Origin of the sequence: Sphingorhabdus buctiana (genome assembly GCF_042680825.1) — a bacterium.
GTDB lineage: Bacteria > Pseudomonadota > Alphaproteobacteria > Sphingomonadales > Sphingomonadaceae > Sphingorhabdus_B > Sphingorhabdus_B buctiana.
Window position 1 is genome coordinate 330108 of record NZ_JBHUEL010000011.1, and the last position, 16262, is coordinate 346369.

At 58.0% G+C, this 16262-nt stretch carries 14 protein-coding genes and 1 tRNA gene; 10 read left to right on the forward strand and 5 right to left on the reverse strand.

The features are described 5' to 3' along the window. Positions 1-345: 345 nt before the first annotated feature. The 10 genes from ACFSAG_RS14185 (at position 346) to ACFSAG_RS14230 (ending at position 11884) form a co-directional block, all read left to right on the forward strand. The gene (locus tag ACFSAG_RS14185) at positions 346-645 is read left to right on the forward strand and encodes a hypothetical protein (RefSeq protein ID WP_381516095.1); all 300 of its coding nucleotides are present in this window, start codon (positions 346-348) and stop codon (positions 643-645) included. Between the two features lie 9 nt (positions 646-654). Then, a complete protein-coding gene (locus ACFSAG_RS14190; RefSeq protein WP_381516098.1) occupies positions 655-1509 on the forward strand; it encodes a hypothetical protein in 855 nt (284 codons plus the stop codon). Next, positions 1506-6296 carry a thermonuclease family protein gene (locus ACFSAG_RS14195; protein ID WP_381516101.1) on the forward strand — a complete coding sequence of 1597 codons (4791 nt, stop codon included), beginning with the start codon at positions 1506-1508 and terminating at the stop codon, positions 6294-6296. The genes ACFSAG_RS14190 and ACFSAG_RS14195 overlap by 4 nt, the downstream gene beginning before the upstream one ends. 813 nt (positions 6297-7109) lie before the next feature. After that, complete coding sequence (locus ACFSAG_RS14200; RefSeq protein ID WP_381516195.1) at positions 7110-7349, forward strand: HGGxSTG domain-containing protein; 240 nt, start codon at positions 7110-7112, stop codon at positions 7347-7349. Positions 7350-7379: 30 nt separating this feature from the next. Further along, positions 7380-7634: a hypothetical protein gene (locus ACFSAG_RS14205; protein WP_381516104.1), complete on the forward strand. Its 255-nt coding sequence runs from the start codon at positions 7380-7382 to the stop codon at positions 7632-7634. A 29-nt stretch (positions 7635-7663) separates the two neighbouring features. Beyond that, on the forward strand, positions 7664-8206 hold the full coding sequence (locus ACFSAG_RS14210) for a hypothetical protein (RefSeq protein WP_381516106.1): 543 nt from the start codon (positions 7664-7666) through the stop codon (positions 8204-8206). Positions 8207-8322: 116 nt separating this feature from the next. Beyond that, a tRNA-Leu gene (locus ACFSAG_RS14215) sits at positions 8323-8411 on the forward strand. 51 nt (positions 8412-8462) lie between these two features. Continuing rightward, complete coding sequence (locus ACFSAG_RS14220) at positions 8463-9998, forward strand: peptide ABC transporter substrate-binding protein (RefSeq protein ID WP_381516109.1); 1536 nt, start codon at positions 8463-8465, stop codon at positions 9996-9998. Then, entirely contained in the window at positions 9995-11443 is a 1449-nt protein-coding gene (locus tag ACFSAG_RS14225) for an ABC transporter substrate-binding protein (protein WP_381516111.1), read from the forward strand. The genes ACFSAG_RS14220 and ACFSAG_RS14225 overlap by 4 nt, the downstream gene beginning before the upstream one ends. 18 nt (positions 11444-11461) lie before the next feature. Further along, a complete protein-coding gene (locus ACFSAG_RS14230; protein ID WP_374614300.1) occupies positions 11462-11884 on the forward strand; it encodes a DUF4112 domain-containing protein in 423 nt (140 codons plus the stop codon). On the opposite strand, the gene ACFSAG_RS14235 is transcribed toward ACFSAG_RS14230, so the two are convergent. The 5 genes from ACFSAG_RS14235 to ACFSAG_RS14255 form a co-directional block, all read right to left on the reverse strand. Then, positions 11881-12549, reverse strand: a complete 669-nt coding sequence (locus ACFSAG_RS14235; RefSeq protein WP_381516114.1) for a ribonuclease T2 family protein — start codon at positions 12547-12549, stop codon at positions 11881-11883. The genes ACFSAG_RS14230 and ACFSAG_RS14235 overlap by 4 nt on opposite strands. Positions 12550-12610: 61 nt before the next feature. Then, the gene (gene nadC / locus ACFSAG_RS14240) at positions 12611-13465 is read right to left on the reverse strand and encodes a carboxylating nicotinate-nucleotide diphosphorylase (RefSeq protein ID WP_381516117.1); all 855 of its coding nucleotides are present in this window, start codon (positions 13463-13465) and stop codon (positions 12611-12613) included. Positions 13466-13491: 26 nt separating this feature from the next. Continuing rightward, positions 13492-14502, reverse strand: coding sequence for a quinolinate synthase NadA (gene nadA, locus ACFSAG_RS14245; protein WP_374614294.1), 1011 nt, complete (start codon positions 14500-14502; stop codon positions 13492-13494). Positions 14503-14595: 93 nt separating this feature from the next. Continuing rightward, positions 14596-15300 (reverse strand): DUF4230 domain-containing protein, encoded by a 705-nt coding sequence (locus ACFSAG_RS14250; protein WP_381516120.1) that lies wholly within the window; start codon positions 15298-15300, stop codon positions 14596-14598. After that, a complete protein-coding gene (locus ACFSAG_RS14255; RefSeq protein WP_381516122.1) occupies positions 15282-16193 on the reverse strand; it encodes an MBL fold metallo-hydrolase in 912 nt (303 codons plus the stop codon). The genes ACFSAG_RS14250 and ACFSAG_RS14255 overlap by 19 nt, the downstream gene beginning before the upstream one ends. Between the last annotated feature and the right edge of the window lie 69 nt (positions 16194-16262).

The window sequence follows — 16262 nt, forward strand, 5'->3', positions numbered from 1 at the left end:
GCCTTAAAATGACTCTGCTGCGCTAGCGTTATTACGCAGGCAATACGCAATCGCCGGGATAGCTTTGCGCATTCCGTGCGGGCGCGCGAAATAGGACCAATACGCGCGCGCGTTAATTTATATATAGGGCCGAGTCGGTCCTTTTTTCTTGACTTTAATGGCCTACTAATGTAGGACAGCATTACTGACCTATTAGGGGGTTGTTATGCGTCCACAGATACAAGGCACGCCTATTAGATTCCGGGTGAATGGTGTCCTTTTAGCAAAGGCCATGGAGCGGGCACAAAGCGAGGGCGTATCGCTCTCGGAGCTTGTTCGTACTGCATTGCGCCGGGAGTTGGCGCAGTGACTTCACAAGCCTTCCCGGAGGAGCAAGCGCCAACGCTTGGCGAAATTCTTGCGGCATGCCTAAAGCCCGGGCCTTTGTCTGATGACGAGGCGATGCACTTTGCAGGCTTCCATCTGGCTGGCCTGATTGCCCACAATTCAACCGCCGACTTTGAGCAAGTCTGGCGCGAGATGACACACTTGCCAGAGGGCTTGCTGGTCCTGCTCGATAACCGGGAAGGGTGGCAGGCCCTTTCATCTGTCATTTGCGGATTGCTTGGCGTCGATACCGCGCCGGTTACTCCGGTCATTCATTAGGGGGAATTTATGAACGCACTATCAGGCCTTCGTTACGACTTGCTGCAATCCACCGATATTGGCGGGGCTTTCAATCGTGGCATGGAAATGGGCACGCAGATGCGCGAGCGACGCGATCAGCGAAATGCGCTTAATCTTTACGCGACCGATCCGGCTGGGGCCATCAATGCCCTGATGCCGGTAAATCCTGAAATGGCCATGCGCCTGAATGATGATTACCGCGCGGGCGAAAAGACCAAACGCGAGGCGACCTTTCGCGAAGCTGCCTCCGGTTACATTGGCGGGGATGGTGATGCAGCCGATGCGGAGTTTCTTCGCATGGTTGAGATTGACCCCATGGCGGCCATGAAAATCAAGAGCGCCAAACGTGATGAGGCTTTCGACCGGCTCAAGAGCGTGGATGGTGCTTACGATATTGCAATCCAGCACCTTGGCTCCGTTACTGATGAGGCTGGCTATCAAGCCGTGCTTGGCGCTGTTGAATCGCGCCTGCAGCCATTGGGCCTAGATATTCGTTCGATGGTTCCGCCGAACTATCCGGGGCCTGATGGTGTCCGCCAACTGCTTCAATCGGCAATGACGGCAAAGGAACAGCTGGCAGCCTTGCACCGTGGCGATCGATTGGAAGCGGACATGGAGGATGACAAGGCAGACAATGCCCGCGCCGACCGTGTGGCCGACAATCTCATTTCAACGCGAACCCGCAATGCTTCCACAGCTGAACGCCGTGCCACTGTCTCGGAGCGTCGGGGCTCTGGCGGGCGCGGCGGTGCCAGCCGTCCAACTGCAACCGGCCCGAACGGTCAAAAAATCCAATGGAATGGCCGCAACTGGGTCGATGAGAAGGGCGCAATTGTAAAATGAGCAATGTTCCTCCCCCGCCTGAAGGCTTTACGATTGACGAAACCAAGCCTTCCAAGCGTGGGGGCGGACGTTCACGCAAGGCCAAGGATGCCCGTATCAAGGCAAAGCCGGTCGATGGCGACACTGCAGGCGTAAAAGCCCGTCTATTGGGCGTGGATGCGTTTGAGCGCGGTCAGACAGGCGTGGGCTATGATTACAGCGTCATGCCCCTTGGCGAGCAATCTGCGGGCTTTCTGGCAAGCCAGCTTGGTCCACAAACCGAAATCAACTTTGTGCCAGGGCAATCCACCTATGGCCGGGCTGTCGCGACGTTCAACAACAACGGCAAGGATGTCGGTGCGGAAATGCTGCGTGCAGGCCAAGGCGTGCTTGTGCCGGAGTATGTTAAGAACAATCCGCAATTGCTGTCCGAATATGAGGCGGCGCAAGATGAGGCCATCCGTAACAAGCGGGGGGCATGGGCTGGCAGCTTTCGCACGCCTGCCGATTACCGGACATTCCAGCGCACTGGCAGCTATCCTAATCCCCTAGCTATCAACGTCACGGGCGATGTTGGCGATACCATCACAAACAACGCGCCGGGAACGGTTCGAGTAGACCCGAAGGAAAAAGACACCTCTGCACTGCAGGCGGCTTTCGATGCGGGTAAATCATTCGATGAGATAATGGCGCTAGGCAATCAGGCTGGCGTGCCAACCCCGAACGAATCCGATTTGCGCCTTGCGATTGCTGAGCGGGACAAGGGCGTGAAGGGCATTACCTTCTCGGCTCCCCCTTCGCAGTTGGTTCCCGCCTCTGACGTTCAACCACAATGGGCCGTTACTAGGCATTTGGCGGCCTTCAATGAAGGGCTTGCCGATACGCTGGGCGCGCCTGTCGATCTGGTGAATATGGGCCTGAACGCTTTGGGCGTTCCTGTTTCTGACAAGCCTTTCCTTGGCTCGGAATCTATCCGGTCGGGGCTTCGTGCGATGAACATGGGGCAGATGGACGCAAGCTATGCTCCGCAGTCGGATCTTGAACGCTATACGCAAGCGGGTGCGAGGGGATTGGGGCAGGCTGCTATTCCAGCCGCTGGCACGATTGCGACGGGGGCACGGCTGGCTGCATCGGCTGCACCTGTGGCGGTGCGTGCCACTGGTCCGGTAGCCCAAGGGTTCCGCAATGCAATGCTCGATGCTGCAAAGGCTCCGGGCGTCACGCTGGCGACCGAAGCGGGGGCCGGTGCTGGCTCCATGCTGGCGAATGAGGCGGTGAATGATTACGCGCCTGACAATGCTTTGCTCCGAATTGGCGCTCAAACTATCGGGGCGTTTGCTGGTGGCGGTCTTGCCCTCAAGGCAGCGCGTCCGCGTGGCGCGAATGTTCCACCTCCCCCGCGTGGCTACACGATTGATGAAACTGAAACGGTTGCGCTCAATAATACAGGGCTAGAGTCTGACGTTGTGCAGTCCGCGCCTGTTCGCCAGCCGGATGTGATTGATGTGCGTCCAACCACAAGGCCAATGCAGGCACCGGTTACCGAGGGGCAAGTGCAGGCCATGGGGCAGCGCATTGCGCCTAGCGACGTGACGCCTATTCAGGCCAATGAAGTCGGCTCGGTCGATGAACTGGCACAAGCCAATGCTGGCCTCTATGCGCCACTTGCTGCGCCGGATGAAACTGCAGCCCTCAACTCCCGCAATCTGCAATCGGGTTCAACTGGCAACGTCTTGCCCAAGCGCGGACCGGTCGATCTGGTAACGTGGCTTCGCACGCAAGGGGGTGTGCAGGATCAAGGCGGGGAACTGTCCTCCATGGGCATTACCAACGCGAGCCGGGAATTGGACTTTGCCAAGGGCGAGGCGCGCTTTGGTCCTGTCGTGAATGAGCGCGGCCTGTCTCTGGATGAGGCGGCGCAACGTGCATGGGAGGCGGGCTATTTCCCCGATTTTGCAGACCGTCCAACCGTTAGCGAATTTCTCGACGCTGTGGATGGCACATATCGCGGCACGGCTCGCACCTTCCTGCCTGAAGACTACACCGAAATAGACGCCTTCGAAGCTGCGCGGACGCAGCGCACCGATGTAGAACGTGCTGCTACGGAAGGCCGTCCATTGTTTGAAGATCGTGGGCAGCCTGTCTCGCTCGAAGATGTAGAGGCTAATACTCCCCCGGTGCAGGCCTATGAGGAATGGCCAGCCGGTGGGCCTGACTTTGCGGGCAACATCAATCTGGCCAAGCTGGAAACACCGCAGGATATTAAGCGGGCGCTAGTCCAGACCAATAACCGCGTCGGGTTCGATGCTGCTACTCGTGGCCGCGTCACGCAGGAAGAAACGCAACGCCTCGCCAATGAACTTGGCATGTCCGCCGATGATCTGCTCACGCGTCGCAAGGGGCAGGCATTGAATGCAGAGGAGGCTTTGGCCGCTCGGCAAATTCTTTCGAAGTCGGGCAACGAACTGGTCAACCTTGCGCGCCGGGTGCAACGCCTCGAAAATCCGGGCGATGAAGTGCTTGCCGAATTTCAACAGGCATGGGTGCGCCATGTCGCCATACAGGAACAAGTTGCAGGCTTTACCGCCGAAGCGGGTCGCACGTTGGCGCAATTCAAGATGCTGGCCAATTCGCGCAACGTCCCCGGCTCCGTGCTGGCTGCAAAGATACAGGGCGGGGGTGGCACCAAGCGCCTTGTTGAGGCCGCTGAAGCGATTGTTGATGCTGCCGATATTGAACCGGGCAAGCTAAACGAATTGTCGCGTGATGCGCTCAAGCCCAAATTCAAGGATAAGTTAGTTGAGTTGTGGTATAACTCGCTGCTGTCCGGACCTCAGACGCATGTTGTTAACATGATGTCGAATAGCCTGACGGCTCTTGGCCAATTCCCAGAATATGCAACTGCTGCAACGCTTGGACAGGTGCGCCGAGTGCTTCCAAAGGCTCAACAAGATCGTGTGCTGTTCTCTGAACTTGGCGCGCGGGCGGTTGGCTTGCGTTCCGGTGTCCGTGAAGGACTGCGCGAATTTGCTCGTGCCCTCAAGACCGGAGAGCCTTCGGACCACGTTACCAAGGTGGAGTCTGCCTCGCAGAAAGCAATTTCAGGGGTGAAGGGTGAAGTTGTTCGCATTCCCTCGCGCCTCCTGACTGCTGAAGACGAACTATTCAAAGCAATGGCGCGCCGGATGGAGATGCATGGGCAGGCTATCCGCACCGCTCGATCTGAAGGCCTCAAAGGTGAGGCCGCAAGGAAACGTGCTGCGGAACTGGTCGCCAACCCCACCGAGAAAATGCTGGAGCGCGCGCTTGATTATGGGCGTTATCTGACGTTCCAGCGTCCGCTAGGCCCTGTCGGCTCCAAGGTGGCAGGCATTACGCAGGATTGGCCTATTCTAAAGCTGGTCCTGCCGTTTGTCCGCACGCCTACCAACTTGCTCAAATTCACCGTTGAACGCTCGCCGCTTGCGCCTCTGCTCAAGGAATGGCGCTCCGATTTCAAGGCGGGTGGAGCCAAGCGGGATTTGGCGATTGCCAAGGCGCTGGTCGGCACGGCTGCGGGGATGGCTGTTGCTGAACTGGCTCAACAGGGCGTAATTACGGGCTCGGCTCCTTCAGACAAGGGCAAGGCCGCAATGATGCGCGCCAATGGCTGGCAGCCTTATTCAATCAAGCATGGCGACAAATACTATTCGTATCTGCGAATGGACCCTTTCGCGTCCACCATGGGCGTAGCTGCTGACCTCGCAACCAAAATGGACGGGATGACCGAAAAGCAACAGGATGAAGCGGCCCTGATGCTCACGGCGTCCATCATGAAAAACCTTTCGGACAAGGTTTGGCTGTCGGGCCTCTCTGACGTGCTGGAAGCGGTTAGTGACCCCGACCGCTACATGGACAGCTTTATAAACCGGCTGGGCGGCTCGCTGGCCGTTCCTACTGGCGTTGCTCAAGTGGCGCGCACCATGGACCCTGTGACGCGCGAACGCGAAACGCTGCTGGATGCGGTCAAAGCTCGCATTCCGGGGCAATCCGATAGCCTCTATCCTGCGCGGGATATATTCGGGCAACCTATCGAGAACGAGGGCGGGGTGGGGCCTGACCTTATCTCGCCAGTCTGGCAGTCCACTGATCGTAAAGACCCCGTGATAGAGCGCCTGCTTGCTGCGGGTGTGACATTTGACAAGCCAAACAAGAAAATCGGCGAGCGCGAACTAACGCCAGCCGAATATGACGCCTATCAAGCCAAGGCTGGTGAGTATGCCCGCGAATGGTTGCCGGAACTGGTCATGTCGCCGGGATGGGAATCGATGGACAACGAGGCGCGCGAGGATGCTGTTCGCAAGACGGTGAAGGAAGCCCGCCTGCAGGCACGCACTGACCTGTTTGGCGGACCGGCGAAGAAAGGCGAGGCGAAAAACGAAAAGGCAGAGCCTGCCGATAAGTCCGATGTGCATGGGTATCTGCTCGAAGCTATCCCCGGCATTCAAGTCACGTCTGGTTATCGCTCACAAGCGTATCAGGCAGACATGCGGAAGCGCGGTTACAATCCTGCAAGCAATAGCGGCCATCTGTCTGGCTCGGCTCTCGATCTGTTGCCGCCTCCGGGCAAGTCGATGAACTGGCTAAAGGGACAGGTTAAGCGGCTTTACCCCAAGGCGCGGTTGCTTGTTGAGGGGGATCACCTGCACGCTACGTTCCCCGGCTATTACAAGGCTCCGGTGCTAGGCAATGCACAGTCGTTTGGATTGTCTAACCCTAACGCAAACATGCCCCTTCCCCCTCCGGGCTTCACAATGGAGACGCCATAGGCGGCCCTGTTATTGCAGGTGAAATACAGGCGCGAGACACCGTAAATACGGGACCAATACGGGCAAAGACGCTCAGGTCAAAAAGTGCGATTGCAGCGGAAAGGCGAGTGACCGTGAATAAAAAAACGAAAAAAACTAGCATAGCTGAACGCAAGCAAAGTGGTGTCGTGGTTGTCGATAGTGGCGATAGCGAAATAATCCGCAAGCAAATGGAAGCAACCGTTGACGGGTGGGCTGACATGCCTGCGAAGGTTCAAGACGAGATTGTTGCACTGAACGTGGAAATTCACGCAATGCACCGTTCGCCAGTTATGGCGCTGGACGGTGATAACAAAGTCGGTTTGAACAAGAGCAACCCGCAACTTCACACCATGCGCCTGATGGCAACTCTTGCCAGTGGATCGGCGGAGTTTGTGAATTACGTTGTCACGCAGCTAGCCCAAACGCTCAACAAGGCCGGGGCGCTATCAGTCGAAAACATCAACGCGGGCTTGTCCTTCATTGCGGGCATAGGTCCAAAGAATGAAGCCGAAGCCATTTTAGCCATGCAAATGTTTGTCACGAATGATGCGGCATTGCGGGCCATGAAGGTGATGCACGCGACCGATTACACGGACACAAAACTGGCATTCGGCAACATGTCTGCAAAGCTGATGCGGACATTCACCATGCAAGCGGAAGCCATGGCGAAGCTACAACGTGGCGGCGTCCAGCGTGTGGAGCATTACTATATCGACAATCGGGGCGGTCAGGCTGTGATCGCGGACACTGTAAACACGGGGGGTCAAATTGGAAAACCGCAACAACAATGCGATGCAGCCGGAAATACTGGCGCAGGCTCCCCGATGTGGAGCGAAAACGCGGCGGGGAACGTCCTGCCAATCGCCAGCCGTTCAGGGCAGGAAACGATGCCGGATGCACGGCGGAACCAATCCCGGCGCGCCGAAGGGTAATCGGAACGCTTGGAAGCATGGGCGCTACTCCGCTGAAACGCGACAATTGCTCGCATACCTGAAAGGCGTTGTCCGGAGCGGTGCTGCCGTTATGGCTTGATAGATGTTCGCATATTGTTCCAATAGGTGAATGCACCGAATCAATCGCGACATGCTTAGGGTGGAGTTGGCCGTCACCCTGAAAACGGCCTTGACCCGACATAAGGAATTGCTGCGGGCCAAGCGGCTACCACATGAAAGCGATGCACTATCGGATGCCTTGGCCGTGGCGATCCTTGATCTGGTGGATTGTGATAGTCGAGCGGTGGTCCAGACTGAAACCTATGGCTATTCTGCCCACGGTCCGCGCCAAGGCAAATGGGGCATTGATGAGCCTTCTCCATAGACGTAGTGTCGTCGCCGGAGGGTTCGGCCATGATGTTAATCTTGCAGATTGCAGCCGGGATAGTGCTGGGAGTGGCTATAATAGCTTACCGGCATACTCTGATTTACGTGGCTCAGGCGCTGGCCGTCGTTGCGGCTGTAATTGCAGTCGTTGTAGCTTTGGTCGCACTTGGTTCTATCGGCATAGAGGCGGGCGGGCCTACGCTTGCGAAATACGGTGCCAAGCTTGCCATCGCCATTGGCGGGATGGTCCTGCTTACTTTGATCGTAATCGGTGCCTACGGCTTCGCAGTGTTTTGTGGGGCCGTTAACTTCCAGCCGAAGTTTCTGGAGAGGCATATTGTTCTGTATTTAGTTGCCAATATCGCAATCGTATTTGCGGCGTTTGGGGTTTTAAGTTTCGTTCCACCTGCCGCCGCCTTTTACGAGCTGGTAAATAGCTGGTCACGCAGCAACGGCTACAAAGATGCAGGCACATCGGCGATATTTGGTCTGGCGCAGCAGTGGCCGTGGCTAGCATTGGGCATAATGCAATTGGTGAAGCGCGGGCCTGTGGTGGCCGATGAAACATAGTCCAATCGCAGCGTGTGTAATTCGCGTGTAATCCCGCAAGGACAATTCAGGCAGCGTCGGGAACAATTGAGGAACGGTATTTATCATAATTTCTTTATTATTCTGTGACTTAAAATGCGTTGGGAAGAGTCGGGAATATTTCATTCATTGACTTAAAATCTGTCGCCCTTTGGGCGTGCGGGTTCAAGTCCCGCCGTCCGCACCAACTTCTGCAATGACTGTTGCCCTCGCGCCAGCCACGGCCTAGGCTTTCGCCATGTACCGGCTGGTTCTGCTTCTTGCCTTTTTCCTGTTCGCATGTGGGCCAAAAAGCGAAGAAACCAGCCGTCCGCGCGATGCCATTGTCCGTCTGATGGAAGCGGATTCGCGCGGACTTGACCCGCAAATGGTTTCCGATCTGGCATCAACGCGCGTCGCGGCAGACCTGTTCGAAGGCCTGACCCGTTTTGATGCCAAAGGAGAAGCTGAGGCCGGTCTTGCTGAAAGCTGGAGCGTTTCGAGCGACGGAAAGGCCTGGACTTTCAAGTTACGCCCCGACCTTCGTTTTTCGGACGGTACGCCTATCCGCGCAAAGATATTTGAAAAGGCATTTTCGCGCATCAATGATGAAGCAAGCGGATCGCCGCACGGGGCGCTTTTTGGAATCATCGAAGCCGTTAGCGCAAGCGACGATAGGAGCGTCGTCGTCTCGCTCAAAAATCCCTTCCCGCAATTGCCCGCCCTTCTGGCGCACCCGGCCATGGCCGCACTGCCCTTTCATCGGATCGACGCAGCCGGGGAGAAATGGGCGGCAGAACGCCCGCTGGTGACGAGTGGTGCCTATCACCTGACCGAGTGGAAGCTCAGCCAGCAACTGGTGCTGGAAGCGAATCCGCACTGGCATGGGGGCCAGCCGAAATCGCGCCGGATCATCTGGAAACCGATGGATAACCTCAATTCCGCGATGCGCCTGATCCTTGCTGGCGGAGCGGATATCAGCGGCGAATACACGCCAGCGCGACATCACTGGCTGCAGGAAAACTATCCGGCCATTGTTCGCAACACTCCGTTCCTTGGTACCTATTATTTTGCCTTCAATACCCGCCAGCCGCCATTCAACGATATCAGGGTGCGCCAGGCGCTTTCAATGGCGATCGACCGTGAATGGATCGCGCGGCAAATGGTCGATGCGGGCAATATCCCTGCCTGGGGGTTGCTACCCCCCGGTCTTGATGGCGGTTCTCCATTCAAACCCGAATGGGCGTCGGCAACACGCGCACAGCGAATCGAACGTGCCCGTGCATTGCTGTCAGCGGCGGGTTATGGCCCGCACAAACCGCTTCGCTTCGAAATCCGCTTCAACAGCTCAACCGAACATCGGCGGGCTGCGGTTGCAATGATGACGATGTGGCGTGAACTTGGGGTCGAAGCGAAACTGCTGAACAGCGAGGCAGCGCTGCATTTCGACAGCCTTAAGCGCGCCGATTTCCAATTTGCCCGATCAGGCTGGATTGCAGACCTGCCTGCGCCTGAAAATTTCCTGGCCGTGCACCGCAGCGATGCGGGCGTGCAGAATTATTCCGGCTATGCCAATCCGTCCTATGACGCTGCCCTTGATCGCGCGATGGCCGAGCCAGATGCCAATGCAAGAGCGGCCTTGATGCGCGAGGCAGAAAGGATATTGATCGCAGACATGCCAATCCTGCCGCTCTATTTTTATGCCTCCAGGTCGTTGGTACGTCCCGACATAAAGGGCTGGCAGGATAATCCCGGCAATGTCCACCCGAGCCGCACCTTATGGAAAGCGCCATGATGCGCGGCCTGGTCTTGCTTGCTGGCACGGCTCTGCTGGCTGGATGCTCTGGCGGCATCGACAATAACCGCCTGCGCGTTGATGTGATCGAAGACAGCCCGCGCGAAATCGCGGTGGGCCGCATGCCCCTGTCACCGGCATCCGCCTATTTGCGCACTGCAACCGCGCAAGGTCTGGTCGCCTTTGACGCCGAGGGCCGCGTCGTACCCGCGCTTGCATCACGCTGGATCGTTACCGACGATGAACTTGGCTATATCTTCCGCTTGCAAAAGACGCGCTGGAACAATGGCCGCGAGGTCAGTTCCGCCGAAGTCGCCGCAGCATTGCGGAGCAGGATAAATGAGCTCGGCCGATCGAGGTTCGGAAGCGAACTGGCGAATGTGAACCGTATCCTGCCGATGACTGGAAAGGTCGTCGAGATCCGACTGAACGCACCGATACCCAATCTTTTGGAACTGCTTGCCCAGCCCGAGTTCGGGTTGATCAACAAGGCCAATGGGTCAGGGCCGATGATTGCAGAGCGGATTGCGGGCAACATGCACCTGCGCAACCGCCTCGAGGAGATCGACGGATCGATTGAACTCGACGATAAACGGGTGATTCTCGCCGCCCACCGTCCATCACGATCGCTGGCCCGTTTCGCACTGGGCCAGACCGATCTTGTCCTCAACGGGCGCTTCGAACATCTGCCCCTGTTGACCGCAACCGATGGCAACGAAGCAGGTACACGTTTCGACGCAGTCCCCGGTCTTTTCGGATTGCTGTTTGTGGCCGATGGACCCTTTCTTTCAAACAGCGCGAACCGCGAAGCGATTGCCATGGCAATCGATCGCCCCCGACTGCTGACCTCGTTCAAGATTACTGATTGGCGCGAGACGCTGACGCTGGCGCCAGAAACGTTGAAGAACCGGGAGCAAATAGCGCGCCCTGACTGGGCGAGCCTCAATGTCGCACAACGAAAAGAAAGCGCCAGGGCAACGATCGCCGCTTGGGAAGCGGCCAATGGCGATGTCAGGCCCTTGCGGATTGCCATGCCGCGCGGCACGGGTGGCCGGATCGCTTTCGCCCGGATCCATAGCGATCTCGCCGCGATCGGCCTTGATGCGGAGCGCGTCACTTATTCGCAGCCCGCCGACTTGGTATTGATCGACAAGGTTGCCGACATATCAAGCCCGGGTTGGTATCTCGACCAGCTATCGTGCAATGCGACCCCGATCTGCAGCAGCAAAGCCGACCAATTGCTCGATGCCGCGCGCGTGGCGACGGTGCGCGAAGAGCGGATCCGGCTTTGGGGTGAAGCCGAACGCGAATTGATAGCGACGCGCAACTTCATCCCCATAGCCAATCCGGTGCGCTGGTCGCTCGTCCGGAACGGGTTGCTTGGTTTTGCGCAAAACCCGCGTGGCTGGCATCCCTTGCAATATCTGGGGCGCGAACCGACATAGGTGAATGAAGGAGGCCTTATGCCTTTATCGCAAGACCAGTTCGACGAGCTCGCCAAATCGCTTCCCGCCATGGGTCGAGACCCGCATTCGGTGCGTCAGCGCGTCGAAGCGATGGAACAATTGCTCGAACGCAGTTTCCATATTCCCGGAACCAAAATTCCCTTCGGGCTGGATTCGGTGGTCGGCCTGGTCCCGGTTCTGGGCGATATCGTCACTGCGGTGATGGGTGCCTATATGGTATGGGAAGCGCGCAATCTTGGCATGTCGAAATGGCAGTTGATGCGCATGACCGCCAATGTCGGCATCGATACCGCGCTGGGCGCCATCCCGGTTGTGGGTGACGCCTTTGACCTTGTGTGGCGATCGAACAGCAAGAATTTGCGCATCATCAAGAAGCATCTCGACAAGCACCACCCCGGCACCCGGATTATCGAGGGCTAACTACCCCGCCAGATCTTGATCTGTGCTTTTGCCGAGGCACTCCGGTTGGATGGAGCGCAAGCCTTGGGTTTAAACTTTCGGTCGAGGCAGATTCGCACCTCTTCCAGCCAGCCGCGCCGGTTTGTTTGAATGCGGATCGCGCTTTCCGGCAGTCCGTCATTATGGAGTGCAAATTCCTCGGCCAACCGCCCGGCAGTCAGCGTGCCTTCGCGTTCGCCTTCGCGCGAAAGCCGGTCCATGTCAGGAAATTCCAGCGCGTTGAACAACAATCGTGCCGCACCGAAATAGGTTTCGGGTTTGCGTGCCATGCAGGTGCCATGTTTGGCCCATTCATGCTGCAGTAGCCTGACGGACGGCGTCATGCAGATATTCTCGGCTACGACCTTGCGCGACAGCGGCTCCGCCTTCCGGCACCATTGCGGATGGTTTGATCCGCTGCCCTGTGGCCATAATCCATGAAGGATGAAGCCGAATTCTCCCATGGCTTTGCCGCATTGGAGCGCATCAGCCGGATCATTTTTGCGGCCCCGGCAATGTTCGCGGCTCCAGCTTAGCGCCAGCACATAACCCGTAATCGGGGTGCGTCGGACTTCGCCCTTGTCCGGATATTCGGGCGTCGGTCTGGAAAGATTTGCAGGGGCACGGCATTGCCACGCCTGCGCCAAGGCCGGCTGGGGCGGCGCTGAGGTGGCCAGTAACGCAAGCGCAGGAAGCGCAAGCGCGAGCCTAGACCACATCGAAGTCCAGCCCGATATCGGCGGCCGGTGCACTCTGCGTCAGGCGGCCGACCGAGATATAGGTGACGCCGGTCTCAGCCTTGGCGCGGATGGTTTCGAGCGTTACCCCGCCACTGGCCTCGGTCGGCAAGCGTCCGTTGACCAGCGCAACTGCCTGTTTCAGTTCATCGACATCCATATTGTCGAGCAAGAGGTGCGTTGCCCCGGCTTCCAGCCCCGGTTCGATCTGCGCGATCCGATCAACCTCCAGAATGATGCGTTCGACACCGGCATCTTTGGCGCGCCGTACCGCCTCGGCTACGCCGCCGGCAACGGCGACATGATTGTCCTTGATCATCGCGGCATCCCACAGCCCCATGCGATGATTGGTGGCTCCACCCATCCGAGTCGCATATTTTTCTAGAACGCGAAGGCCGGGAATGGTCTTGCGGGTGTCGAGCAAGGTGCAGCCGGTTCCGGCAATTGCGTCGACATAGCGCCGGGTAAGCGTGGCTATGCCCGAAAGATGCTGCACGGTATTGAGCGCAGAACGCTCCGCCGTCAGCATCGCGCGTGCCTTGCCCCGGATACGCATCAAGTCGGCCCCGGCTCCAACGCTTTGCCCGTCCGCTGCCAGCATTTCGATCTCTATATCCGGATCAAGGTGCCGAAAAAACGCTGCCGCAATGGGAAGGCCGGCGACGATAATCGCATCGCGGCTATCCATCACACCGGCGAAATGCATGTCGGCGGGGATGACACTTTCCGAAGTGACGTCGCGCCCGCTCGGGCCGAGATCTTCGGCCAGCGTGGCGCGCACAAACTCTGCGACATCAAAACCCGGCAAATCGAAACTGGTCGTCATTCTTTTTCCCTCAACCAGAGCCGCGTTCAGCCGTTCGGAAAGGCAAGGTCCTTGCGGCCCAAATCGCCCTGCCCGACAGTTTTGGAGGCCATCTCCAGCATCCGGTCGAGGCTTTTCTTGGCCGCTACCCGCACGCTTTCTTCAAGCTCGACCTGCGGCTGCAGATCGCGCAGCGCGAGATAGAGTTTTTCGAGCGTATTGAGCGCCATGTATGGGCAGATGTTGCACGCGCAGTTGCCATCGGCTCCCGGTGCGCCAATGAAATTTTTCTCCGGCAGCGCCTTTTCCATCTGGTGGATGATATGCGGTTCGGTTGCGATGATCACCGTGTCGCCGGGAACTTCCTTGGCATATTTGAGAATGCCGCTGGTCGAGCCGACATAGTCGGCATGGTCGATGATGTGCGGCGGGCATTCGGGATGCGCGGCAACCGGCGCGCCGGGATATTGCGCCTTGAGCTTGAGCAGTTCGGTTTCGCTAAATGCCTCATGCACGATGCACACACCTGGCCAGAGCAGCATCTCGCGCCCGAACTTGCGAGACAAGTAACCACCCAAATGCCGATCCGGGCCAAAGATGATTTTCTGGTCTTTGGGAATTTGCGCTAGGATGGTTTCGGCGCTGCTGCTGGTGACTATGATGTCGGACAGCGCCTTCACCTCGGCCGAGCAGTTGATATAGGTCAGCGCGATATGATCAGGATGCGCCTCGCGGAAGGCTTTGAAACGCCCCGGAGGGCATGCATCCTCAAGGCTGCAGCCAGCAGCCATGTCGGGCAGGATCACGGTTTTTTCCGGTGACAATATCTTGGCGGTTTCCGCCATGAATTTCACACCGCAAAAGGCGATGACATCCGCATCCGTTTCCGCTGCACGGCGCGACAGTTCGAGCGAGTCGCCAACGAAATCGGCCAGATCCTGAATCTCCGGCTTTTGGTAATAATGCGCAAGGATGACCGCGTTGCGCTCTTTCTTCAGCCGGGCGATTTCGGCGAGCAGGTCGATACCGGCAAGGTTTTCACGGGAGGGGGCGTTCATGGCTCTTCCTTTTCTCCTCTGACGCGCAGAGGGATGAGGGGGACTGGCACCGTCCTTATGCCCGCCCACCCTGTCTCGCAAGCGGGTGTGGAATTATTTCACAATCTCTTCGAGCGGCGTCGATTCATCCCAGCGGGTGGTGACATCGCCGCCCAGTTCATCGGCAAAATAGGCCTCGACCTTGGCATCCAGCCCGGCTGCGCGCAGCGGGGCCTCGAAATTCTGCTTGATCGCGCGCTTGAATGCATCGCGCGCCAACCGCATCGGTACCGGTCCATTGGCTTGGCGCGTTAATTCCGCGAGTCCCTTGTCGCGATTGGCATCATCAAGCACATCATCAACATCAGTAAATGTCCGCAAAATGCCATTTTCGCCATATTCCTGGATGGTCTTGAGGTCGATTTGCGGTGGCGCAGTTTCGATCGGAGGAATTTTGACGCGAAGCGTTCCGGTAGCTGCGTCCCACCGCACATCGCCTTCCTCAAGCTTTCCGAGGTCGACTTCATAGCGCACCAACCCCTGCATGATCAGCGTCTTTTTGGCGGAAAGGCCAAAGCGCCGCTGTTCGCTCGTCACGACCGCAGCATAGTTGGCGGCAAAGGCGGAAAGCCGGTTCTGCTCGCGCAGTCCTTTCAGGCTGGCGCTTGCGACTGTATCCGGTGAAGGTCCATCGCGCAGCGAGCGAAAACCGTCGATCGCCCACCAGACCGCAAGGATGAACAATATCGGCGCCGCCAGCGCAGCACCGCGCATGGCCCAATTGCGCAGCTCTTCGTGGCTTACGCCGCCAGCTGCCATGCCTCACCAGCCAGTGTGACGCGACCCTGCTTTTCGAGATCGACCAAATGCGCAAGCACCGATCGCCCGGCCGCACCTTTCAACCGCGTGTCGAGGCCCTTGTACATTTCGGTGACCATGTCGGGGATCAATTGCGGACCGGTTTCGAGCAGGCCGAGTATCTGCCGTTCGCGCATCCGCCGATGGCCGATCATTCCGCGAACCAACTGTTTGGGATTTTCAACAGCGGGGCCATGTGCAGGGTAATAAACGCGATCCTCGCGTTCATAGAGTTTTTGCAGGCTCGCCATATAGGCCGCCATATCGCCGTCGGGTGGCGAAACGACGCTGGTCGACCATTTCATCACATGATCGCCGGTGAACAGCGCGCCGCTTTCAAGCAAAGCGAAGCAAAGGTGGTTGCTGGTATGGCCCGGCGTTGCCACCGCCTCGATCGTCCAGTCTTCGCCCGAAATCTGTTCACCATCCGAAAGGATGCGGTCGGGTGCATAGTCGGGATCAAAGGCACTGTCGGCACGTGGGCCATCGTCGGCAATCGCCAAAGGTGCACAGCCAATGATCGGAGCGCCCGTCAGCGCCTTTAATGGAGCAGCGGCAGGCGAATGATCGCGATGCGTATGGGTGCACAGGATCGCGGTAACTTTTGCATCGCCCACGGCGCGCATGATTGCCTCGACATGGCCTTCGCCATTCATGTCCTTCGGATCGCCGATGCTGAGGCCGCTTCCGGCTGGACCCGGATCGATGACTGCAATTTCACTTCCAGCACCAACCAGCCAGGTCTGGGTACCTGTGAAGGTATAGGGCGATGGATTGGGTGCAAGCACGCGGCGAACCAGCGGTTCGTGCTGTTCGGTTTCGCCTGCTTGGATGCTGTCGGGCCAGTCGCTCATGCGGCCTATATGGTAGTGCGAACGGCGCTGGGCAATGAAAAAGGGGCGGATTGAACAACCCGCCCCTTC